This window comes from Streptomyces sp., from assembly GCF_019510245.1.
GTDB lineage: Bacteria > Actinomycetota > Actinomycetes > Streptomycetales > Streptomycetaceae > Streptomyces.
This window is the reverse complement of sequence record NZ_JAEKKT010000140.1, coordinates 130,804-151,913: the sequence shown is the minus strand read 5'-3', so window position 1 is coordinate 151,913 and position 21,110 is coordinate 130,804. Positions and strand designations below refer to the sequence as shown.

18 protein-coding genes, 1 tRNA gene and 4 pseudogenes are annotated in these 21,110 nt (G+C 67.5%); 12 read left to right on the top strand and 11 right to left on the bottom strand.

The annotated features are described in order from the left end of the window. Nucleotides 1–174 precede the first annotated feature (174 nt). Nucleotides 175–717: a DUF4231 domain-containing protein gene (locus JF597_RS22790; protein WP_293997634.1), complete on the bottom strand. Its 543-nt coding sequence runs from the start codon at nt 715–717 to the stop codon at nt 175–177. A gap of 224 nt (nt 718–941) precedes the next feature. Further along, entirely contained in the window at nt 942–1,220 is a 279-nt protein-coding gene (locus JF597_RS22785; protein ID WP_293997631.1) for a DUF6083 domain-containing protein, read from the bottom strand. Between the two features lie 969 nt (nt 1,221–2,189). Between JF597_RS22785 and JF597_RS22780 the strand changes: the two are divergent. Together JF597_RS22780 and JF597_RS22775 are read left to right on the top strand one after the other, a co-directional pair. Beyond that, nucleotides 2,190–2,426: pseudogene (locus JF597_RS22780) on the top strand (integrase); the annotation flags it as partial. Nucleotides 2,427–2,978: 552 nt separating this feature from the next. Further along, nucleotides 2,979–3,192 (top strand): annotated as a pseudogene (locus JF597_RS22775) (hypothetical protein); the annotation flags it as partial. Between the two features lie 134 nt (nt 3,193–3,326). On the opposite strand, the gene JF597_RS22770 reads toward JF597_RS22775, so the two are convergent. The 4 genes from JF597_RS22770 to JF597_RS22755 form a co-directional block, all read right to left on the bottom strand. Continuing rightward, on the bottom strand, nt 3,327–5,003 hold the full coding sequence (locus JF597_RS22770) for an LCP family protein (protein ID WP_293997628.1): 1,677 nt from the start codon (nt 5,001–5,003) through the stop codon (nt 3,327–3,329). A gap of 270 nt (nt 5,004–5,273) precedes the next feature. Further along, entirely contained in the window at nt 5,274–5,987 is a 714-nt protein-coding gene (locus JF597_RS22765) for a hypothetical protein (protein ID WP_293997625.1), read from the bottom strand. Between the two features lie 61 nt (nt 5,988–6,048). After that, nucleotides 6,049–6,558 (bottom strand): SigE family RNA polymerase sigma factor, encoded by a 510-nt coding sequence (locus JF597_RS22760; protein WP_293997623.1) that lies wholly within the window; start codon nt 6,556–6,558, stop codon nt 6,049–6,051. Nucleotides 6,559–7,204: 646 nt separating this feature from the next. Next, a tRNA-Arg gene (locus tag JF597_RS22755) sits at nt 7,205–7,277 on the bottom strand. A gap of 809 nt (nt 7,278–8,086) precedes the next feature. On the opposite strand from JF597_RS22755, the gene JF597_RS22750 reads away from it, so the two are divergent. The 3 genes from JF597_RS22750 (at nt 8,087) to JF597_RS22740 (ending at nt 11,680) form a co-directional block, all read left to right on the top strand. Beyond that, nucleotides 8,087–8,506, top strand: coding sequence for a site-specific integrase (locus JF597_RS22750; RefSeq protein WP_366916439.1), 420 nt, complete (start codon nt 8,087–8,089; stop codon nt 8,504–8,506). Further along, nucleotides 8,503–11,007 (top strand): site-specific integrase, encoded by a 2,505-nt coding sequence (locus JF597_RS22745; protein WP_293997620.1) that lies wholly within the window; start codon nt 8,503–8,505, stop codon nt 11,005–11,007. The genes JF597_RS22750 and JF597_RS22745 overlap by 4 nt, the downstream gene beginning before the upstream one ends. A gap of 298 nt (nt 11,008–11,305) precedes the next feature. Continuing rightward, on the top strand, nt 11,306–11,680 hold the full coding sequence (locus JF597_RS22740; RefSeq protein ID WP_293997617.1) for a hypothetical protein: 375 nt from the start codon (nt 11,306–11,308) through the stop codon (nt 11,678–11,680). On the opposite strand, the gene JF597_RS22735 is transcribed toward JF597_RS22740, so the two are convergent. Continuing rightward, nucleotides 11,649–12,083 carry a helix-turn-helix domain-containing protein gene (locus JF597_RS22735; protein ID WP_293997614.1) on the bottom strand — a complete coding sequence of 145 codons (435 nt, stop codon included), beginning with the start codon at nt 12,081–12,083 and terminating at the stop codon, nt 11,649–11,651. The two genes, JF597_RS22740 and JF597_RS22735, sit on opposite strands and share 32 nt — an antisense overlap. A gap of 95 nt (nt 12,084–12,178) precedes the next feature. On the opposite strand from JF597_RS22735, the gene JF597_RS22730 reads away from it, so the two are divergent. Continuing rightward, on the top strand, nt 12,179–12,556 hold the full coding sequence (locus JF597_RS22730) for a VOC family protein (RefSeq protein WP_293997611.1): 378 nt from the start codon (nt 12,179–12,181) through the stop codon (nt 12,554–12,556). 202 nt (nt 12,557–12,758) lie between these two features. Beyond that, nucleotides 12,759–14,156, top strand: a pseudogene (locus JF597_RS22725) (IS1380 family transposase); the annotation flags it as partial. Between the two features lie 525 nt (nt 14,157–14,681). On the opposite strand, the gene JF597_RS22720 reads toward JF597_RS22725, so the two are convergent. Continuing rightward, nucleotides 14,682–15,230, bottom strand: a complete 549-nt coding sequence (locus JF597_RS22720) for a TetR/AcrR family transcriptional regulator (RefSeq protein WP_293997609.1) — start codon at nt 15,228–15,230, stop codon at nt 14,682–14,684. Between the two features lie 26 nt (nt 15,231–15,256). Next, on the bottom strand, nt 15,257–15,730 hold the full coding sequence (locus JF597_RS22715; RefSeq protein WP_293997607.1) for a nuclear transport factor 2 family protein: 474 nt from the start codon (nt 15,728–15,730) through the stop codon (nt 15,257–15,259). Nucleotides 15,731–15,894: 164 nt separating this feature from the next. On the opposite strand from JF597_RS22715, the pseudogene JF597_RS55640 reads away from it, so the two are divergent. Both JF597_RS55640 and JF597_RS22710 read left to right on the top strand, forming a co-directional pair. Beyond that, nucleotides 15,895–16,047, top strand: a pseudogene (locus tag JF597_RS55640) (transposase); the annotation flags it as partial. A 13-nt stretch (nt 16,048–16,060) separates the two neighbouring features. Then, nucleotides 16,061–16,342 (top strand): hypothetical protein, encoded by a 282-nt coding sequence (locus JF597_RS22710; protein WP_293997605.1) that lies wholly within the window; start codon nt 16,061–16,063, stop codon nt 16,340–16,342. Nucleotides 16,343–16,382: 40 nt separating this feature from the next. Here JF597_RS22710 and JF597_RS22705 read toward each other — a convergent pair whose 3' ends face one another. Both JF597_RS22705 and JF597_RS22700 read right to left on the bottom strand, forming a co-directional pair. Beyond that, nucleotides 16,383–16,619, bottom strand: a complete 237-nt coding sequence (locus tag JF597_RS22705; protein ID WP_293997603.1) for a hypothetical protein — start codon at nt 16,617–16,619, stop codon at nt 16,383–16,385. Nucleotides 16,620–16,898: 279 nt separating this feature from the next. Beyond that, nucleotides 16,899–17,897 carry a YafY family protein gene (locus tag JF597_RS22700; RefSeq protein WP_293997600.1) on the bottom strand — a complete coding sequence of 333 codons (999 nt, stop codon included), beginning with the start codon at nt 17,895–17,897 and terminating at the stop codon, nt 16,899–16,901. Between the two features lie 158 nt (nt 17,898–18,055). On the opposite strand from JF597_RS22700, the gene JF597_RS22695 reads away from it, so the two are divergent. The 3 genes from JF597_RS22695 (at nt 18,056) to JF597_RS22685 (ending at nt 20,722) form a co-directional block, all read left to right on the top strand. After that, entirely contained in the window at nt 18,056–18,478 is a 423-nt protein-coding gene (locus JF597_RS22695) for a VOC family protein (protein ID WP_293997598.1), read from the top strand. 109 nt (nt 18,479–18,587) lie between these two features. Next, the gene (locus tag JF597_RS22690) at nt 18,588–19,631 is read left to right on the top strand and encodes an aldo/keto reductase (RefSeq protein ID WP_293997596.1); all 1,044 of its coding nucleotides are present in this window, start codon (nt 18,588–18,590) and stop codon (nt 19,629–19,631) included. Beyond that, nucleotides 19,628–20,722 (top strand): winged helix DNA-binding domain-containing protein, encoded by a 1,095-nt coding sequence (locus JF597_RS22685; RefSeq protein WP_293997594.1) that lies wholly within the window; start codon nt 19,628–19,630, stop codon nt 20,720–20,722. The genes JF597_RS22690 and JF597_RS22685 overlap by 4 nt, the downstream gene beginning before the upstream one ends. Nucleotides 20,723–21,110: the final 388 nt, after the last annotated feature.

Sequence of the window (21,110 nt, the reverse complement as noted above, 5' to 3'; positions counted from 1 at the left end):
GGTCAGATCACAGCTGCCGACCGCACATGGATCTTCACGCTAGGAGCGAGGTTGGGTGGCGGCTGGCGTGACCTGCGGGTCTCCTGCCTTGGCGGCGTCCGTCGACTGTGCCGGTGAGTACCGCGGCTCCCCGTGAGTCACCGCCTGTTCTGGCACACGAGTGGCACGCCCGGTCTACTGAAGCTCTCGCCGGGCACCTGGGATGCCGGGCGGTGTTTGAACGTCAGTGCTTACCTGGCCGCCCAAGGTCATCACGTTGAGGGTCGCAGAGTTCTCGTTGGCGATTGCGCTCTCTACACGGGCGACCAAGGTCGTGAACGCTTCGCTCTCCGAGAGACCTGAGTAGGGCCCGACCTTGGTTTCGAAGTAGATCCGCTCATGCCCAAGAAGCTGTTCGGTCGACCTGTAGTTCTTCCACTGTTCGCGGTAGCGGTACACGCTCTCCAAGGAGACGGAGCCGACAACGATCAAGCTCAGCACCGTAGCGGTGAGCTTCGCGAATGACAGGTCAAGGTTGACTAACACGGGGACCAAGGCTCCTCCGACGACGGATATCGTCCTCATCCGGAGATGCATGGCCTTCGTCTTAACGGCCTTCTTGTCGTACCACTTCTGGTACTGAGACAGCCTCCCCTCCACGTAGTCCTGCGCTACAGCCACCGGCCGGGAGGCAGTGGGGTGAGCTTCGAGTGACTGACCGTCATCCGTTGCTGACATGCGTGGAAGTACATCTGTGGTGGGACGACGCAGTCAACTCGGCGGCTCTGCCCTGGAGCACCAGTTTGGAAGATCGTGTATGTGGACCGGGGCTGAGCTGGCGATTCGCTGACCTGGCGTTTCCCGGTCCGCTCCCCGGTGTTCCCCGTCACTCCCCGCCGGTTGCCGTTCGGTCGGGCACGTGGGGGACACACTCCGGACTTCCCGCCTCGCTGGCACGTGGGCTACGGCTCACCCCACTCGGGGACGCACATCATGCTGTGTGCCGGCACGACCGGTTCGCCCGGACGCGGATCGATTCCACGGACCCGTACGGCCACGATATCGGCGGGGGTGGGGGAAGATCGGGTCGGGAGCGGCATCAAACGCCATCTGAAGGCCTCTGGGACGTCTTTGGCGGGCAGCTCCAGCATGGCGAGGCTGACCCATCGGTCATAGAGCGTTGGGTAGATACGAATCAAGGCGCCGCATTCGGGGCAAACCGGCGGCTCGATCCAGGTCACGTCATCGGGGTCGGGCTCCGGTCGGGGTGGGGCTGTGGCTCCGTCGGCCTCGGCCATCTCGTTGGCGAGGGCGTCCCAGCACCTCTGGCAGTAGCTCGCCATGAGGCTGATACGCCCACGCTCGCGTACGGAGCCGCCGGTCTCTCCGCAGCGAAGACATGCGACCTGGTCACTATCCCGCGTCGCCCCCACGGGTTCGAGTGTGAGCGGATCTGGCCGGGTCCTAGTAGGTCGCGATTTAGCCTCATTTGGCGATCACGTCGGACTGCGGCTCCCTCGAACCGCATCGATCAAGACTCTCGCGGCTCCCCCGAGGCAGTGTCATCCGTGGAACCTCTGCGGCCTCGTCTGGTTGCTCGAATTCGGTCGATGACGAGTCCCGCAAGTGCAGCCAGGAAACAGATCGCCGCTAGGCCGAAGCCCACCCGCAGTAGTGTCGGTCGCCCGTTACTCAACGCGCGGGCGCAGGCCCAGACCGCTGCGGCCGTGAGTCCGAGACCCTGTAGCCACCATTTCTCACCCTTGGCGTCTGTCATGTTCTTCATCAGTGCCATGCGTGATGATCCCACTCATCCCAGCTCCCATCCCGTCTGCCGTCGGCCCACACACCGTGGAGCGGGCGCGGTTCATGGCGTCCAGGCGGAGCGCGCCACTGTACGAACGACCTGGACGCCATGGGCCGCGTCTGCTCGGCTCTGCCTGGGTCGATGGCAGACCGGATGGGAGCACTCCGCGCACGCCACTGCTCGCCGGCACTCGCGAACGGCGCCCCGCCATCTCGGAGCCTGAGCGCCCCCGCCGGAGGCTGTTCTGACCGGGGCCGCCTCTCTATGGTGATCGACTCATGACCCGGCCGGCGTGCACGTGGGCGCGCGTCGGCGCAGCGCGGGCGGAGCGGGCCGAAGGCAGGAGCGTCGCCCGGAGCGGAGCCGGAGCGCGCCCGGCGGAGCGGAGCGCAGCCGGGACTTGATCAATGCCAGGAAGGATGCCGGGGTCACGGTGGATGCCCACTTCCACGATCTTCGGCACACGGGGAACACCCTCGCTGCGTCCGGTGCGAGCCTGCGTGAGCTGATGACCAGGATGGGGCACAGCACGCCCCGCGCGGCACTGATCTGTCAGCACATGGTCAACGGCCGTGACCGCGAGATCGCTGATCGGCTCGGTTCGATGATCCGGAAGGAGCGTGGGGATGTGGCACCGTAGTGGCATTTCTGGCACGTGAGTGGCACGGCCGCGATTATGGCGAAGGGCCAGTTCGAGAGGATCAAGCCTCTGAACTGGCCCTTCGTCGCGTGCCCCCGGCAGGATTCGAACCTGCGACACCCGCTCTAGGAGAGAGTCTATTGATCACCCTGTCTGTCCTGACCTTTCCCTGGCTTCACCGTTCATGCTGGTCAGCGCGGCGGAGTCTTCCGGCTCCTTCCGGTTCCTCCCTGTCTTTACTCGGCCTTCCGTTCCCACGACGTTCCCATGAGGGGCCCGCAGAGGCTCCTGGAAACGGGGGGTGGGGGAGCCGGCAGAGGCCAGCCGGGGAGGCCGAAGCGGTGAGCACCGCAGACCTCTTGGGGGCGGCAAACGCCCCGCTCCACTGGAGGACGAACTCGTGATCACGGTCAGCGACAACGGCCCGGGCACGGAGGACAAGTGGGGTCGGGGGCTGCTCGGGCTGCGGGAGCGGCTGGCGCTATACGGCGGAGCGTTCGATGCGGGGCCGCGCGCGGAAGGCGGATGGCGGGTGAGGGCGGTTCTGTCGGCATGAAGGTCGTCAGCGCCGATGATCAGGCGCTGGTCCGCGGCGGGTTCCGGCTGATTCTGCGGGAGGCGGGAATCGACGTCGTGGCGGAGGCGGCCGACGGAGCGGAGGCGGTCGTCGCCGCTGCTCAAGTACATCTCACCCGAGCAGCTGGTCGCCTCTGTCCAACTCGTCCGCGCCGGAGACGCGCTCCTGGCCCCGTCGATCACCCGGCGCCGCCGGGCCGCCCCCTCGGCTTGACCGATCGAGGATGCGGGCGATCAGGTGCTGGTAGCAGCGGAGTATCCGCGCGGACCAGCCGGGCTCCCAGCCCATGATCGCGTCTACGACCGTGTCCGGAGCCCAGAGGCTTACGGCGCAGAGTCCTTCACGTTCTTGGCAAGGGCGTACGCCTCGGTCGGAGAGGTGCTGGACGGCGGGTGATCCTCGCTGGTGGGCATACCGTTGGCGTCCAGCCCGATGACGTCGTTGTAGGGGCTGACCGTCGCACACTTCCTGGTGTCGCCGGTCTGCTGGTGGGAGCCGTTCAGAGCCACCTGGGTGTCGACGTGCGTCGGAGTCGGCCCCCCGCCGGGGAAGGTGTCGCCGGTCGTCCAATCGGTGCCGATGAGCAGCACGATCTGGGAACCGGTGCCCTGCGCGACCGTCCTGGACGGGAGGCCGAGCGCCTTGGCGACCGCCTGGGCCTGCGCCTTCCGCCCGGCCGGGTAGGTCAACGAGGTGGCGGTCGAGAAGGTCCCGTTTCCCGAGTCGGTCTCCTTGCTGAAGCCCTGGTCGATCAGCGCCTGGGCGATCGACAACCCCCGGTGGTACACCCCGGTGCCGTTCTCGACGTGGACGGCGACCGAGGCGGCGGAGATCGGGCCGGCGGTCGCCGAGGAGGAGCCCTTCTTCCTGGTGGACGCGGTGAGCGACTCGTCGTCCGCGATGGTCTTGAACAACTCCTTGGCGCCCGGGCCGATCAGCGTCTCGGACCCGCCACCCGGCAGGTCGACGTCCTGGGTCTGCATGGTGGCCCAGGTGATCCGGTCGGCGGGCACCTTGTTGAGGTCGAGGGCCAGGTCGATGAGCTTGTTGGCGGAGTCCAGGCTGTTGTCGACGGTCAGCGCCTTGGTAGCGGCGTTGGCTATGCCCCACATCTCCGAAGGGCTGCTCAGCGTGCCCTTGCTCTCCAACTGGTTGAGGAGGGCGTTGAGGAAGATGTGCTGGGCGTCGGTCCGGCCGCGGCTGTCGCTGGAGTCACCGAAGCCGTGCCGGGTCCGCACAAACTCCAGCGCGGCATCACCCTTCAGCGTGTGCGACCCCTCCTTCAGCTTCAGGTGGCTGTAGGGGTCGTAGACATTCTTGCTGACGCAGACGCGCGCCCCGCCGACCGCGTTGGACATCGCCACCACGCCGGCGAAATCGATCATCATGAAGTGGTCGATGGGTATCCCGGTGAGCTGGTGCACCGCGACGACGCTGCAGCCGGGGCCGCCGTTCAGCGCCGAGTTGATCTGCGCGCGGGTCTGCGTCGGCATGCTCGGGTGTCCCGGGTCGTGGCAGCCGCTCCAGTCGGTCCGCAGGTCGCGGGGGATGCTCATCACCGTGGCATTGGACCGGTCGGCGGATATGTGGACGATCATCTCCACGTCCGCTCGGGCACCGCCGGCCGTTCCGCAAGCGCCCCCGAGCCTGCAGTCCGCCGCGCTGTTACGGGTGTCGGATCCGATGACCAGGATATTGATCGGGCTGCGTCCGAACGCGTCGGTCTTCTCGTGCCCGGCGCCGTCCTTGCCGTTCGCGGACAGATCGTCGGACTTGATGTTGCTGTTCAGCTTCCAGTACGCGTACGCGGCAGTTCCGACGCCGAGCACCAGCACGAACCCGAGCAACAGCCCGACGATCTTGAGCGCGCGCCTTCTGTCGGGCTTCTTGCCGGCTCTGCGCACGGCAGCCCTGCCACCGCCGGCCAACTCCGCCGGATCCGCCTTCTCGGCCCTGATCCGGCCGATGGCGTGCCTTCGCGATCTGAGGGACTGCGTCATGAGAACTTCCTCGCACCTTCAGGAGGCGACGAACGGAACCATCCGTAAGTGGGTCTCGCAGAAGGCAAGTTGGGTTGAGTATGGCTTGTTTCGAGGGGACACCTGACCAGGGAGCCGTGCTGGCTCCGCGCCGCCCGCGCGATGTCGTTCCGCGCCTGTAGGCAGATCAGTACTGCCGGCGCGAGCCCCGGCGCGGTCAGGCAGTCGCCGAACGCCGAGGTGATCTGCTCGCCATGATCGTGTCGGCCCGCCGCACGGCCGCGGCGGGCGTTACTGCCACTGCGAACTGGTTGCGATGGTTCGTAGTTGGGCCAGTGTCAGGACCGGCGTAGAACGAGTCGAGGGGGCGTTCCGGCTTGGTGCCCCCCACTGCATGATGGTGATGTAGAGCCCGTCAGGATGCAGAACGTTCACCGTCTCGTGCCCGGGGTCCGTTCCGGGTGGTGCCTGCCGGGACTGGATCAGGGTGCCGTCGGCCAAGGTCGTCGCGCTGGCGAAGACGTGGCTGCGGATCGCGGTGGTGGAGGTCTGCCGGGAGACGTGTACCTCGAACAGCGACTTGCCGTGGCCGTCGTCCACCCACAGCTGTCCGGACCGCCCGCTGCCGGGCGGGATCGAATGCGTCAGGCCGGTCGGCAGCAGCGCGGTCAGGATGGCAAGGGCGCGGTCGGCGGGCAGTGAGCCGGTGAAGGTCGGCTTCGGGGTGGCGGATGCCGTGGCCGCGCCGGTTGTGGCCGAGGCCGCCGGACCGGCGATCGTGTGGTGTGTTGTTCGTCCGACGGACAGTAGTCCGGGAACGGCCGCCGCGCCGAGCCCGACGAGCGCGAGTACGGCTGCTCCGCTCACGCCGACGACCGTGGCGCGGCGCCGCCGCCTGCGCCGGCCGTTGCGGACACCGGCCTGTACAAGTGACGGGGTGTTGGGCGGCTCGAAGGTCAGGAGGGTGGTGCGGAGGGCTTCGGTGAAGTCTTCTTCGATGGGCATGGTGGGTCACCGCGTTTCGGGGGTCGGTGATGAGGGCGAGGTAGGTGCCGCGGCACCGGGGTCAGGGGCTGACGAGCTCGGACAGGTCGTGGCCCAGAAGGTCCCGGATCCGAGTGAGCGCGCGCATGCTCTGGTTGCGTACCGCGCCAGGCCGGACCTGAAGGATCGCGGCGGTCTGTTCGACGCTGCGGTCCTCCCAGTACCGCAGGAGCAGCACGGCTCGGTCCCGGGCGGAGAGCCGGCCGAGAGCTTCGAGCAACGTGACCCGCAGCGTGGCGTCGTGCTCGGTGATGGCACCGGAGTCCGGAAGGGTGCCGATGGGCTGCTCAGAGCTGCTGCGCCGACGGCGGTAGGAGAGGTAGGTCCGTACAAGGACGGTGTGGGCGTAGGCCGCTGGGTCGTCTATCTGCGCGTTCTTGCGCCAGTTGGCATACATGCGGCCCAGCGTGTCCTGCACCAGGTCCTCCGCGAGGTGTACATCACCGCTGGCGAGGACGCACGCAGAACGGAACAGAGGTGCGGATCGCGCAGCGGCGAACGCCATGAATTCCTCTTCGTACCGGCGCTTCATCCCAGATCCTGTTCGTCGTCCACACTCTGAAGACGCTGTGGCCGCAGGGTTACGTCCCACCCGGAGAAGCAGATATCTGGATGCCACAGGCGACCTTCCATTCGGCGACGTTGGCGTCGGCCTGTTCGCACGCCTACAAGGAAGGGCACTTGGTGCCACGGCGCCCGCCCTCCCGGCCTATCTCCTTTTCCTGGGACAGGAGTTGGCCGGACAGCACATCACGGTCGGAGTGTTCGACGGCGCCCGCTGGCGGGATCTCGGCGCGACCTGCAACCCCCGAGGTCGGTACACCAGGAAGCGCGGCGGGTGCTTCGTGCGCACGCAGTATGGACCCGAGGCGCGGGACGCCGGGCGGGTGTGCGCCAGGGTGGTCGAAGCGGTGAGCGCCGCTTTCGCCGGTGGATTCTCCAGATGCGCGAGCCAGGTGCTTCCGCTCCGCTGGGCGTCGCCCAGAGAGTAGTTCGCCGGGGCTGGCAATTCCCCCTAGATCATGATGAAGCCACGAAAGGCAACCATGAGGTAATCGACGAAGGGTTACTACTCGTTACCCATCGTGCCGTTCCCATCAGGTTCCCATCTAGGGCAAAAGCACCCGCCTGCGATCCTCGCCGACGGGTGCTATGTCCAATTATCCAGCACTTTGTTGTGCCCCCGGCAGGATTCGAACCTGCGACACCCGCTTTAGGAGAGCGGTGCTCTATCCCCTGAGCTACGAAGGCGGGGGCTGGTAGAAAACCTTGTTGAAAATCCAGGATGTGGATCTTCGACGAGGAGCACAAGCCCGCTGGTCAGACGTGGTGCGACGCTCTCCACAGGATCACCTGAGCAGACAACGCGACGTACCGACGGCTGACCAGTCATAGCGTAGCGGATGCGCGTCGGCGAGGGTCCTCCGTATAGGGACAGGAGGACAGGAAGGCGAGCTGGAGTGCCTCTGACCTGCTGTGCCTGTGGCTCGGAGTGCATGATTGGTGGACGCTGAGGGGGCAGGGGCCGAGGGCGGTTGGACCGTTCTGCTCCCTGTGTCAGCTTGTGGGGCTGCTTGCCGCTGCCTCGGGGCGCCTGGCAGGACAAACCGCCCCTTGTGCGTGGAGGTAGGGGCCTCATGCGCTGCCCGCAGACCGGGGCTCACATTTCGCTGGTGCGGTGGCCAGGCCGCGTCCGCCAGGGAGGGCGGGAAATCCACAAGGCAGACGGGCATCAGACTGAGCATGGAAAATCAGCTGACGGTTCTGGCTCGTCGTTTTCTCCATCGGTCGAGTGGAGATCGGTTTAGCCGACCTTCGATGATTAGCGCGGAGATGGCGTATCAGCAACGTCGGGTTCGAACCTGCGTTCCGGTTCCGCTGGCTGAGTCTCGACCACCGGCGGCGCGGCAAGGCGTGTGTGCTCAGATTCCCGGCGGTCGCCCGGGAGCGGAAGGTCCTGCTCCGTCCAGATGCATTTGCCGTCGCGGAGATAGCGGGCGCCCCAGCGCCGGGACAGGGCGGCGACGAGTTGCAGACCGCGGCCGCCTTCATCGGTGTAACTGCGGCAGACGGTCCCTGTCTCCCCGGACGCCCTGGCCTACCTGGCCTCCTACCTGGAGGAAGCGGGTCTGCCCGCTGGTGACGAACCCGTCTGGCGCACCCGGCGGGGCGAGCCCCGGACACTGAGTTACTGGGCAGCGCGCCGGATTCTTCAGCGCGCCGGTGAGCGACTGGGCACGAACTGGACGCTGCACGATCTTCGGCATACCGCTGCCACACGGATGGCGCGATCCGGCGTTGACGCTGGTAGAGGTGCAGACCATCCTGCGGCACGCGCATATCAACACCACCGCTCTATACACGGCGGTGCGCCTGGACGACCTGCTCGATCAGCTCGCCGAACATTACCGACGGCCTGCAGACCCAGCCCGGTGGTCAGAGAATTACGACGCCGACGACATTGCGGTGGTGTTCGGTGACCGATAGCGCCGTCGGGCCGAGCATGCGCCCGCACCTGACCTCGAACCGGATCCGCCGCCATGCCGCCGAGCCCGCCACCCTGCTGCCGGACGGGCAGCTCACCCAGATCGTGCCGGAACCGCCGCCGGTCCCGAACCGGCCGCCACGGCCGCTCGGGGAGTTGTCGTCCGCCACGATCGACCAGATCGTCGCGCTCGTCGCCGAGGAGTTCACCGATGTCAACCGCAACACCCAGGCCGACTACAAGCACGGCATGCGCCGCCTGCTGCAGCAGCTGGCCGCCGAACCGGAGCAGACCTGGCAGGAACGATGGGAGGCGGCCGGCCTGAACCAGCCCGGCCAGGTGGTCGCCAATCTGGCCGACGGCCACTCCAAGTGGATCAGCCGGCTCACCCGGGCTGCCGGGATCGCCTTCGCCATGCGGCCGATCCAGCCAACCGAGGACGCCTTCCGGGCCACCAGCCCTCCGCAGTACACCGAGAAGTTCCTGGCCCTCAGCCGTGATCCGCTCCTGGAGGAGTTCCGCACCCGGCTGCAACGGCACCCCGTCAGCGCCGACGGACGCAAGAGCGCGATCCGGCACCTGTGCCGGGCCCTGACCGTCTACGGGATCAGCCTGGCCGACCTGACCCCGGGCGCGCTCGTGCACTACGCCAACGCCCATCCCGGATGCGGGATCGCCGCTGCCTGGCCGTTGCTGCGCGACATGGGTGTCCTGCCGGCCTGGGTCCCGCAGACCTTGCAGGACGCCAGGGTCCGCGGCCGCCAGTCCGTCGACGACCTGGTCGACCGCCACCAACTGCGCAACCGCGAGATCCGCGACCTGCTGGTCGACTACATCCGCCGCCGCGCCGTCGAGGTCGACTACGGCACGCTGGACAACCTGGTGCGCAACCTGGTCCGGTACTTCTGGAGGATCGTCGAAGAGATCAACCCGGACCAGGCCGACCTGCGGCTGAGCGAAGAGATCGTCCAAGCCTGGAAGGAACGACTGCTCGTCCGCCAGGACGGCAAGCCCCGCCAGCACATCGACGGCCCTTTCCTCGCCGTCCGCGCCTTCTACCTGGACCTGCAGACCTGGTCGGCGGCCGAGCCCGAACGCTGGGGACGCTGGGTGGCTCCCTGCCCGATCAGGGACGCCGATCTACGCTGGTTCCACATCCGCCGGCGCCGCCTGCAAGAGCGGATGGCCAACCGCACCCGCGAACGCCAGCCGCTGCTGGCGATCCTCTCCGAGCACGTCACCACCGAATGGCACCGCCTGCGCATCCTGCTGGAGGCGGCGAAGACGGCCCGGCTCGGTGAGCAGTTCACCGTCGACGGTGTTGCTTGGCAGCGCGCCGCCAGCGAGTCCACCGTTCGCAGACCCGAACTCCTCGACTCTGAACCGATCCGAGCGATCAACAGGGACAGCGGCGAACTGGTACGCCTCACGCACGAGGAGAACAACGCCTTCTGGCAATGGGCCGTGGTGGAGACCCTCCGCCTGGCCGGCCTGCGCCGCGAAGAACTCGTTGAGCTGACCCACTTGAGAGTCCGGCAATACCAGCGCCCCAACGGCGAGGTCGTCGCCCTGCTGGTGATCAGCCCGTCCAAGAGCGACCGCGAGCGCGTCATCCCCATGTCAGCCGAGCTGTTCCACGTCACCGCGCAGATCATCCGCCGCCACCGCGAGGGGTACGGGACCGTCCCGGTCTGCCCCCGCTACGACCAGAGCGAACGCACCTGGTGCGAACCGCTGCCCTACCTCTTCCAGCGAGTGCAAAGCGGCACCCAGCGCGCGCTGTCGGTCAGCGGAGTGCGCCAGATCGTCCTCAACGCAGCCAAGGCCCTGATCCCCACACACCCGGAGTTCGCCGAGATCCGCTTCGCCCCGCACGACTTCCGCAGGCTGTTCGCCACCGACCTGGTCAACAACGGCCTGCCCATCCACATCGGCGCGGCCCTGCTCGGCCACCTCGACGTCCAGACCACCCGCGGCTACGTCGACGTCTTCGACGAGGACGTCATCGCCCACTACACCGAATTCCTTGACCATCGCCGGGCCAAGCGGCCGCCCACCGAGTACCGCCGGCCGACCGACGAGGAGTGGAGCGACTTCCAGGAGCACTTCGACAAGCGCAAGGTCGAACTCGGCTCCTGCGGACGCCCTTATGGCACGCCCTGCGCGCACGAGCACGCCTGCATCCGCTGCCCGATGTTGTCGATCAACCCCAAGATGCTGCCCCGCCTCGACGAACTGGAGACCGACCTGCTGACCCGCCGTCAACGCGCGATCGACGAAGGCTGGCGCGGTGAGGTCGAAGGACTCGACCTCACTCTGAGGTTCCTGCGCAGCAAACGCGCCCAGGCCCACCGGGCCGCCGCCCCAGGCAGCGTGGACCTGGGCATGCCCGCACTGCCCCGGCACCGCCCCGGCCACGTCCGTGCTGGCCGGCGCCCACGGCCGGGCCGCGAACCGCGTTCGGGGCTGACGGGCACTGAGTGGCGTGCATCGTGAGGTGCTGGTCACGGGTCTGGTGTGAGGGTCGGGAGAGCTACTCGCGTTGGTCGTCGGCCGGTGTCCATGGCGAAGATCGTCTGACATGTCGTTCGGGGCGGTCCTCGGCTTCTGATGCGCCGACCGCTGTGGCGCTCCTACGATCCGTGGCTGGCCGGTACGCCGGGAGAGCCTAAGCCTCGATCCACCGGCTGATGGTCGGTCCAGTAGCCAGATATGACAGCGCGGATGCCCTCTGAGCTGGGACGGTGGAACTTCCTACGGCTTCATATCTACAGATCGGGAGAACATCCGCGAGATGCGATCTTTCGATGCCGCTTTGGCGGTCTCCGCCGTGTTCGATGGGCTGAACCTGATGGCGGACGCCGGTCTGGTCCCGGTGGTCCGTCTGGCGGAGCGGGCCCGGCTGGTGGCGCTGGCCCGGGAGTCGATACGCATCATTGACGCGGATAACGGTGGCGGGGCGAATCCGGACGCGGAGGTGATGTCGCTGATCGCAGCGATGTGCACCGGGGCGGACAGTATCGAAGACGCCGGCCGGCTGCGGCACGGTGCCATGCCGACCTGCCTCGGCGGCATTCGCGCTCCCTCGCCAGTTGGCGCGGATGGTCGAGGCGGTCACGAGAGCGCGGTTCGCATCATTAGCGACCGGCTGACGCCGGTCGGCTCTTGACGGACGTGGCCGCGGTCTGTGGCGCCCGGTCGAATCGTTCGCGGGATTCCTCGATGTGTTCCAGGTACCGGCGAGTCCATGCGCACATGCCGTAGACGGTGTGCCGCAGCGCCTGACCCGCGTCCGTGAGCGTGTATTCCACGCGCGGCGGCACGGTCGGGTAGACGGTGCGCTCGACGAGCCCATCGCGTTCGAGGCCGCGCAGCGTCTGCGTGAGCATCTTGTGGCTGATGCCCTCAATCTCACCGCGAAGTTGCGTGAAGCGCAGGGTGCGCTCGCCGAGGATGCTGACCACCAGCAGCGTCCACTTGTTCGCGATGCCGGAGAAGATCTCACGCGCCAGGGAGTGGGCGCGCGTCACATCGGCGTCCTCCGAAGCGCGCCTGACCTCTTCGGTAACCACCAGGTGCCCTTCTCTCGCAAAAGTGCGTTCTTCCCTCTGACCTCTTCACTCTCCTACGGTTCCCAGGTATTCACAAGTTACCGTGAGGACACGCCATGACCATTCTCAAGACGTACGCACGCCTGTGGACCGACGAGTTGGACAAGTCGCTGGCACTGCTGCGGGAACTGACCGGTGCAGAACCCGATCTCCGCTTCGCCTTCGACTCCATCGAACTCGCAGCGATCGGTGACTTCCTCGTCATCGCAGGGCCGCCTGCGGAGCGTGCCCGCTATTCCCACGCCAGCGCCACCGTGATCGTCGACGACCTCGATACCCTGACCAAGACGCTCGCGACCGCCGGCGCCGAGATCACCACACCGGAAAGCGCCAGCGCCACCGGTCGGTTCCTGTACGCGCGCCATCACGGTGGCGCAGAGGTCGAGTACGTGGAATGGGTCCCGGAGTTGGTGGAGCGCATCGTGCAGGCGTAGCCAGTGCGTCCGTGCCCTCCGACGAGCCCGGGGCACGGACTCTCCCTCATGTCGGCGGCGTGTACGCCAACTGCTGCCGCAGCAGCCGCTCCACCGCTCCCGTGTCACCGGTCGCCACGGGGCAGGCACGAGCCGGGGGCTACCGGTCAGCCCGTGTCCTGTGGATAAGGAATCGAAGAGAGGTGCCTGCTGACCTGCGAAGATGGGAGTTACCGCACAACCATCACGCACACTCGGCAAGGCAAAAGTTTGCCACACTCCGGCGGCGGTCTCCGCTGCGTTCGATGACGCGAATCTGATCGCGCATGCCGGGCTGGTCCCGGTGATGCGGCTGGCCGAGCGGTGCGGGCTGTCGCGGCTGATCGCGGGGAAGGTGAAGCTGACCGGGGCGAAGAACGGCGCGGGTGCGGCGGCGGACGCCAAGGTCACCAGCATCGTGGGCGGCATGGTCGTGGGCGCGGGCAGCATCGACGACCTGGACGTCCTGCGGCACGGTGCGATGCCCACCGTGTTCGGCGGTATCCGCGCCCCGTCCACGCTGGGGACGTTCCTGCGCGCGTTCACCGACGGCCACGCCCTCCAACTCCACGCCGTCCACCGCAGATTCCTCGGTGAACTGGCCGCGCACACCCCGCTGCTGCTCGGCTCCGGCGAGAAGCCGTTCATCGACATCGACTCCACCCACAAACGCGTCTACGGCCGGACCAAGCAGGGCGCCGAGTACGGCCGGTTCAAGGGCATCCGCACCCTGCACCCCCTGCTTGCCACCATCTGCACCCCTGCCTCCCGGCCGGTGATCGCCACAGTACGGATGCGCCGCGGCAAAGCCGCCGACTCCCGCGGCGCTCCGAAATTCGCCGCCGAGGCCCTAGCCACCGCCGTCGAGGCAGGCTGCACCGGAACCCGCATCCTGCGCGCGGACTCCCAGTTCTACAACGCCGGTGTCATCGCCGCCTGCCGCCGGGCCGGCGCCCGCTTCTCCATCACCACCGGGATGAACCCCTCCGTCAAACGGGCCATCGCCGCCATCCCCGCCACCGCCTGGCAGCAGATCACCTACCCCACCGCCGTGCCCGACCCTGAGACCGGCGTCCTCGTTTCCGACGCCGAAGTCGCCGAGATACCCGCGTACACCGCGTTCGCCAGCCGCAAGAAGAGCGAGCGAGTCACCGCACGGCTGATCGTGCGCCGCGTCCGTGACCTGGCCAAACCCGCCGTCATCGGTGAGCAGGGCGAGTTGTTCCCCGTCTGGCGCCACCACCCGTTCTTCACCGACAACCCCGCGCCGACACTCGTGGCCGAGCGGGAACACCGTCACCATGCCGTCGTCGAACAGGTCATCGCCGACAACAAAGCCTCCGCCCTGGCCCACCTGCCCTCCGGGCACTTCAACGCCAACGCCGCCTGGCTCACCCTGTGGGCGATGGCCTACAACCTGCTACGCGCCACCGGCTCACTGGCCTCCGCCTTCCACGCCAAGGCCACCACCGCCACCCTCCGCGCCCACCTGATCCGTGTCCCCGCCCGGATCGCCCGCTCCGCCCGCCGTATCACCCTGCACCTACCGCATAACCGGCGACGGCAGCACGCCTGGACACGCTGTTCGACACCGTCCACCGCCCACCAGAACCCGCCTGACAGCCCCTGCCCACCCCGCCCGCCAGGACCCGACCAGAACCGAAACGTGGAAAAGCTGGGCAACCAGCGGATACAGCATGCCCATGCCCATGCCCATCGGCCGATCCAACACCGGCTCGGAAACCCGTCAGAAGATCACTTTCAGACACGTCGGTGGATCAAGGCTAAGAGGGTGGGGACGCGGAAGCTGGAGCGGATCACGGCTCGCCGGAGTGAACTGGACACGCTCGCTGTGGAGTTGGCCAGGCAGTTGCAGGAGGTCCAGGCCGAGCGGGAGGAGTTCGTGATCGCCGAGCGGTCCTGAACCGGGTGGCCAGGCAGGACCGGGCCGCGGCGGAGGCCGCCGCAGTCGTCGCCCCGATGCCCGCCCGGGAGGAGGCTGACCCGGAAGAAGCCTGCCCGCGGCTGGGCGAAGAAGCCGAGTTCCAGCGGCCGAGCTCGCCTACGAGGAAGACCCGGCCCTCATCGCCGAACTGCCGGTGTCGGGTCATCGAGCGGCGAGGACGTGCGCCCACGGCTCATCGATGTCGGCCAGACCCAGCACGGCGACTACGTTGTCGAGCATTCCGGCGCCGAACCAGCGCCGCACGGCGTCGTCGTCGCCCAGCAGTTGCCGAACGGTGTCAACCTGCTTGGCGTAGCACCGGCGCACGGCCTCTGCTACCAGCGGCTCGCCGGCGGCACAGTTCGCGTGCATGAGGAAACGCAGGATGTTGCGGTCCGCGACGAGCGCGGCGTAGGCGCCGCGCGCCGCATCCAGCGCCGCCTCGGGCGCCGACCCGGCCCCACCCGACGCCGGCGAGTGGGCGACCAGCGTTTCGGTCATGACGACGGACACGTGGTCGACCGCCGCCGCGAACAGCGCTTCCTTGTTCGGGTACAGGCGATAGAGATACGGCTGGGAGATGCCGACCCAGTCTGCGATCTCGTGCGTAGTCGTACCGTAGAAGCCTTTTTGCGCGAAGCAATCGACCGCGGCGGCCATGATGGTCCGACGTCGTTCGTCGCTCTTCGTGCTGGTACCGGCGGCGGGCATGGCGATCAGTTAAACAGGCTTCCCCCTCAGCCTCCAAAAGTCACGCTGAGGTCAGGGTCGGACGGCACGTCGTGGGGTGTGAGCGCCTCGATCGCCACCAGCGGGTTCCAGTAGTCCAGGTAGTGGGTGATGCGCGCGTCGTCATCGGTCCGGACGACGGAGATGCATGTCTGCTCGTACGGCTTGCCGGTCGGCAGCGCCGTGCCCGTCGAGCGGAATTCGGCGATCACCAGACTCGGATCGGCCGTCTCGTGGAACACCAGGTCGACGAACTCGACGTCAAAGGTCTCGGGAAAGTTGCTCATGTGCGCACGCAGGGCGTCTCGCCCCGTTACCCGCTGGGGCACGCCGGCCGGCGCGTACGGGAACTCGAGCACCGCGTCCGGGGTGAACAGCTTCACCCACTCCTCGGTCTGTCCGGCAGCGGTGAGGCGCAGGTGCTCTGCCACGGCGTGCTGGGCAGCGGTGCGGCGGGCGGCGTCGTCTTCCTGGACTGTCATCTTCACTCCTGAATTAGTGGTCGACCTATAACCTAGCATGGCCGCGGCCGTTGCGGGGAGTCGAGCAGAGGTAACGCATTGACGCCGCCACAGCCACGGTCAAAGGGCTCACCACCGAGATCGACCGCCGCCTTGAGCCCTACCGGCGCCAGCTGGAGCTGCTGGTGACCATCCCGGGAATCAGTCTCACCGCAGCCCAACTCGTGGTCGCGGAGATCGGGGTCGACATGCGGCGCTTCCCCACAGCCGGCCACCTCGCCTCCCGGTCCGAGGCCTGCCCGGGCAACCACGAATCCGCCGGCAAGGTCACCAGCGGACGCACCCGCCACGGTGAATGCCTGGCTCAAGGGAGCCCTGGGCAACGCTGCCGCCGCAGCGGCCCGCTCGAAGAACACCTACCTCGCTGCCCAGTTCCGGCGCCTGGTCGGCCACCGGGGCAAGAAACGCGCCCTCGTCGCCGTCGAGCACTCGATCCTCGTCGCCGTCTGGCACATCCTCACCGGTGACACCCCCTACCAGGACCTCGGCGCCGACCACTTCATCAACCGCATCCGCAAGTCCCGGCAGACCCGCAGACCCTCGGCCAACTCACCCAGCTCGACTACGACATGACCCTCGAACCCCGCACCGACGGCTGATCGGACGAGGATCTTCAGAGCAGATCGAGGCTGAGGCGGTCACCTGCCACCGTGAGCCAGCCAGCCAGCCAGCCAGCCAGCCAGCCAGCCAGCCAGCCCGCCGCCGTCGACCTCGATCCGTGTGCCGGTGATGCATGAGGCTGAGGCGATGCCAGGAAGGCGACCACATCTGCGATCTCTTCCGCCTCGGCCATGCGCCCCAGCGGTGTGCGGTGGGTGATGTCCTTGTCGGAGAAGTTGCCCGCGCGCATCGCTTCCTCGGCCAGCGATGTGGTGACGTATCCGGGAGCGACGCAGGACTCTCTTGAGGTTGCTGTTGCCCTGTCGGGTGCGGCCGGACTGTTCACCCCCGCTAATTCGTTCTGGCCAGGACGGACACCGATCCACGAGGCGAGGTGCAACGCGTCGTGTCCCCTCCCGTCTCCGTGAAGATGATCTCTGCGGCAAGCCGGCCGATGCCGGGGGTCGAGTCCAGCCGGTCCAGATCGGCTTGCCGGTCCGCCGGCATGGTCATGCCGTGAGTTCTGTTCTCACCGCGCCGGGCCGGTCTCTGGTCCTGTGGTGCGTGCGGCGTGGGCATAGCGGGCGGCGAGGTCCCCGAATGCGGTGGCCAGTTGCGGTGGGCCGATGACTTCGATATCGGTGTCGAAGCGTCCGATGGCGGCGGCGAGTCCGGTCCATGACCAGGAGCCGAGGATGAGTCGGCAGTGGCGGGGGCCGAGTTCCTCAACGATTCCGTCCTGGGCGAAGGGTGCGACGTTGGCGGCCGGGAGGCGGAGGATGACTTCGCCTTGGCAGGGCCAGTCGATGGTGGTGCCGTCGTTGCCGCGGAATCGGCTGGTGATGAAGGTGGAGACGTTGCCGCCGGGGAGTTCACGAGGGGTGAAGCGGGGGCCGGTGGGTGTGCGGGGCCGGATGCGGTCGACGCGGAAGGTACGCCAGTCCTCGCGATGGAGATCCCAGGCCACGAGGTACCAGTGATGACGCCAGGTGACCAGGTGGTGGGGTTGTACACGGCGAGGGTGATCGGCGGTGCTTGAGCTTGGGGCGTAGTCGAAGCGCAGTTCCTCGCGGGCATGGATGACGCGGCTCAGGTCCATCAGGACCTGAGCCGCGACCTGGAGGGTGTCATGAGCCGCGGGCGGTTGGACCGCGGTGGTGGCGCGCAGCAGGTCGATGTGGTGGCGAAGGCGGGGTGGCATGACCTGGCGGAGGGTGGCCAGGGCGCGGGAAGCGTCTTCGGCGACGGTGGTGCCGGCGGCCGCAGTCTGCAGCGCGACGGCCAGGGCGACGGCCTGGCCGTCGTCGAACAGCAGGGGTGGCAGGGTAGTGCCGGCCTCCAGTCGGTAACCGCCGGCCGGTCCCTTGACGGTGGTGATCGGGTAGCCGAGTTCACGTAGACGGTCGATGTCACGGCGCACGGTGCGCGAGGTGATGTCGAGACGTTCGGCGAGATCCTCTCCCGACCAGTCACGGTGCGTTTGAAGCAGGGAGAGCAGCGCGAGCAGCCGCGAGGACGTTTTATGCATGACACCCGCTTCCCAGCAGTACAGGACACAACCTGTCCTCTAACTCTGCCATCGTGGCATACGAGTCGTTCGGGAGGCATCGCTCCTGGTCACGACGGCCGCCGCTGGATCTTGGATGGCCGGCGGCGTATTCATCACATGGAGCAAGGAGCAGGTCAATGCCTTTCAAGACCACCACTCACCTGAACTTCCGGGGCACTGCACGTGAGGCGCTGGACTTCTACCAGTCCGTCTTCGGCGGACGTACTGTCGCGGTCACCTACAAGGACGCGGGCGCCGTCCAGAACGAGGCCGAGGCGGACTGGGTGATGTGGGGCGAGGTGGCCGGCGACAACGGCTTCCACGTCATGGCCTACGACGTGCCCTCGCAGCTGCCCTGGAACCAGGGCGAGAACCCGTTCTTCGTCTCCGTGCGCGGCGACGACGCCGAGGAGATCAGCGCCCTGTGGGGCAAGTTCGCCGAGGGCTCGATCATCGTGCGTGCGCTGGAGCCTGCGCAGTGGGCACCGCTGTACGGCATGCTCACCGACCGCTTCGGCATTACCTGGGTCCTGGACGTCACCGCTCCGTACAACGGCTGAACCTACCGACCGACCTGACGTGCCTGCGCCGTCCGGGCCGCCGCAGCCGCACGGGCGGCCCGGACGGCGCAGGCACCGAACACGTACAGCAGCGGAAGGAAACGGGGCCGTGAGGATGCGGAAGCTGGGACGGACCGGCATCGAAGTGAGTGCTTACTGCCTGGGCACCATGGTGTTCGGCAAAATGGGCAATCCTGATCACGACGACTGCGTGCGCATGATCCACCAGGCGCTGGATGCGGGCATCAATTTTGTCGACACCGCCGATGTGTATGGCTACAGCGAGACCGAGGAGATCGTCGGAAAGGCCCTCAAAGGGCGCCGCGACGAGGTCGTGCTGGCAACCAAGTTCAACGGACCGATGGGCGAGGAGCCCAACCGCATGGGCAGCTCCCGGCGCTGGGTCGTCCAGGCGGTCGAGGGCTCACTCAAGCGGCTGCAAACCGACTACATCGACCTCTACCAGATCCACCACCCCGACCCGCACACCGACATCGAGGAGACCCTCTCCGCGCTCACCGACCTCGTGCGTGCCGGGAAGGTCCGCGCGATCGGCTCCTCCAACCTCCCAGCCTCGGAAATCGTCGAGGCCCAGTGGGTGTCCCAGCAGCGTGGACTGCACCGCCTGCGAACCGAGCAGCCCACCTACTCCATACTCAACCGCGGCATCGAGCGGGAGGTCCTGCCCACCTGCCGCCGCTACGGCCTGGGCGTTCTGGTATGGAGTCCGTTGGCCATGGGTCTGCTCACCGGCCGCTACCGCAAGAACGCCCCGCGGCCCGACAACGCCCGCATGCAGTGGGTCTCCCGGCACCTCACCGACGAACGCAAGCTTGACGCGGTGGAGCAGCTGCTCACCCTCGCCGAGGAAACCGGCCACTCCCTCACGCACGTGGCCATGGCCTTCGCCACCAGCCACCCCGACGTCACCGCCGCCATCATCGGCCCGCGCACCATGGACCAGCTGGACGACTTGCTCGTCGGCGCCACCCTCACCCTCGGCGACGACATCCTCGACAAGATCGACGCAATCGTCCCGCCCGGCACCGACATCAGCCCTCTGGACGTCTCCTACGTACCTCCCTCCCTCACCCACACGAACCTGCGCCGACGCCCGTCCCACGAGCGAGCCGCCCGCGTGAGAATGCCATGACTGTTCTTGACGCCCGTGCCCTCAATCGCGCCGCCCTCGCCCGTCAGCACCTGCTCAAGCGCAGCGACACATCCGTGTCGGAGGCAGTGGCCCATCTGTGCGGCCTGCAGGCACAGGATCCTCAGGAACCCTTCACCGGGCTGTGGTCCCGCCTGTCCGGCTTCAAGCCCAAGCAACTGGACGATGCGCTGACCGGTCGCGTGGTGGTGCGCACTCACCTGATGCGGCGCACCGTCCACCTCGTCACCGCCGACGACGTGGTCACCTGGCGAGCCCGCCACGACACAATGCTGCGCCAGCGAGTGCTGGGAACATACCGGCGTGAACTGGCCGGCATCGACGTGGACGAGGTCGCCGCAGCCGGCCGCGCGGTCATGGCCGACCACCAGCCCCGCACCATGACCGAGCTCGTACAAGCTCTCGAAGACCGCTGGCCTGGCCCACCACGCCGTGTCCTGGGCGAGCTGCTCATCGCAGCCCTCATCCCCATGGCCCAACTCCCGCCCCGCGGCCTGTGGCACCAGACCGCCGGCGTACGCAACCTGCCGTTGAGTACCTGGCTGGAACGGGACCTGGACCCCCTGCCCGTCGATGGCAGTGATCCTGTCGGACAGCAACTGCTGCGCCGCTACCTCGCCGCGTACGGGCCTGCCGCCAGCGCGGACCTACGTGCCTGGTGCGGCCTCGCCGGCCTTCCCGTCGCCGTCAAAGCCGCCCGAGAAGAACTCATCGTCTTCCGTGACGAACGCGGCCGCGAACTGCTCGACCTGCCCGACGCACCCCGTCCCCACCCTGACACTCCCGCCCCTGTCCGGTTCCTCCCGGCCTTCGACAACGCCATCCTCGGCTACCACGACCGCAGCCGCATCATCGACGCCCCCCACCTCGGTCTGTCCGTCACAGGCCACCGCACCGTCCTTGTTGACGGACGCGTCACCGCCACGTGGACCGTGCGCGACCACCAACTCCGCATCAGCTCCCTGCGCCCCCTCACAGCCCTGGAACAAGAGGCCGTTTACACCGAAGCCCAGGACCTGACCACCTTCCTGGACAACGACATCGAGCAGATCCAACTCGACACCGAAAACTGACGATCACGCACTCCAGGTCCCGACGTGCCGGGACCATTCGCACAACGTGCTGGCGCGGGTCTGTCAAACGAACGGCCCTGTCTCACATTCGGTTTGCGCCGTGAGGCGCTGTTGGTTCGAGTGGAGGTGGAAGACCTGCACCAACCCGCTGTCGCAGCAGTGGCGTTGAAGCTGAGGGCAGCCTGATCCGGGTGATGCCGGGAAGGGTGGGAGCAGCCCTGACAACGCCGGGACGTGTCCAGTACTGCCAGATGGGGCGGGTCCGGCAAGACCGCCGAAGCTCCAGCCAGCGATGCGGATCCAAAACCACCGTCAGCCGCCCCTCTGCCACCCCGAACCGACAGCAGCAGACTCGTGGCCCTTGCCCCTCACCGCATCAAGAACGGTG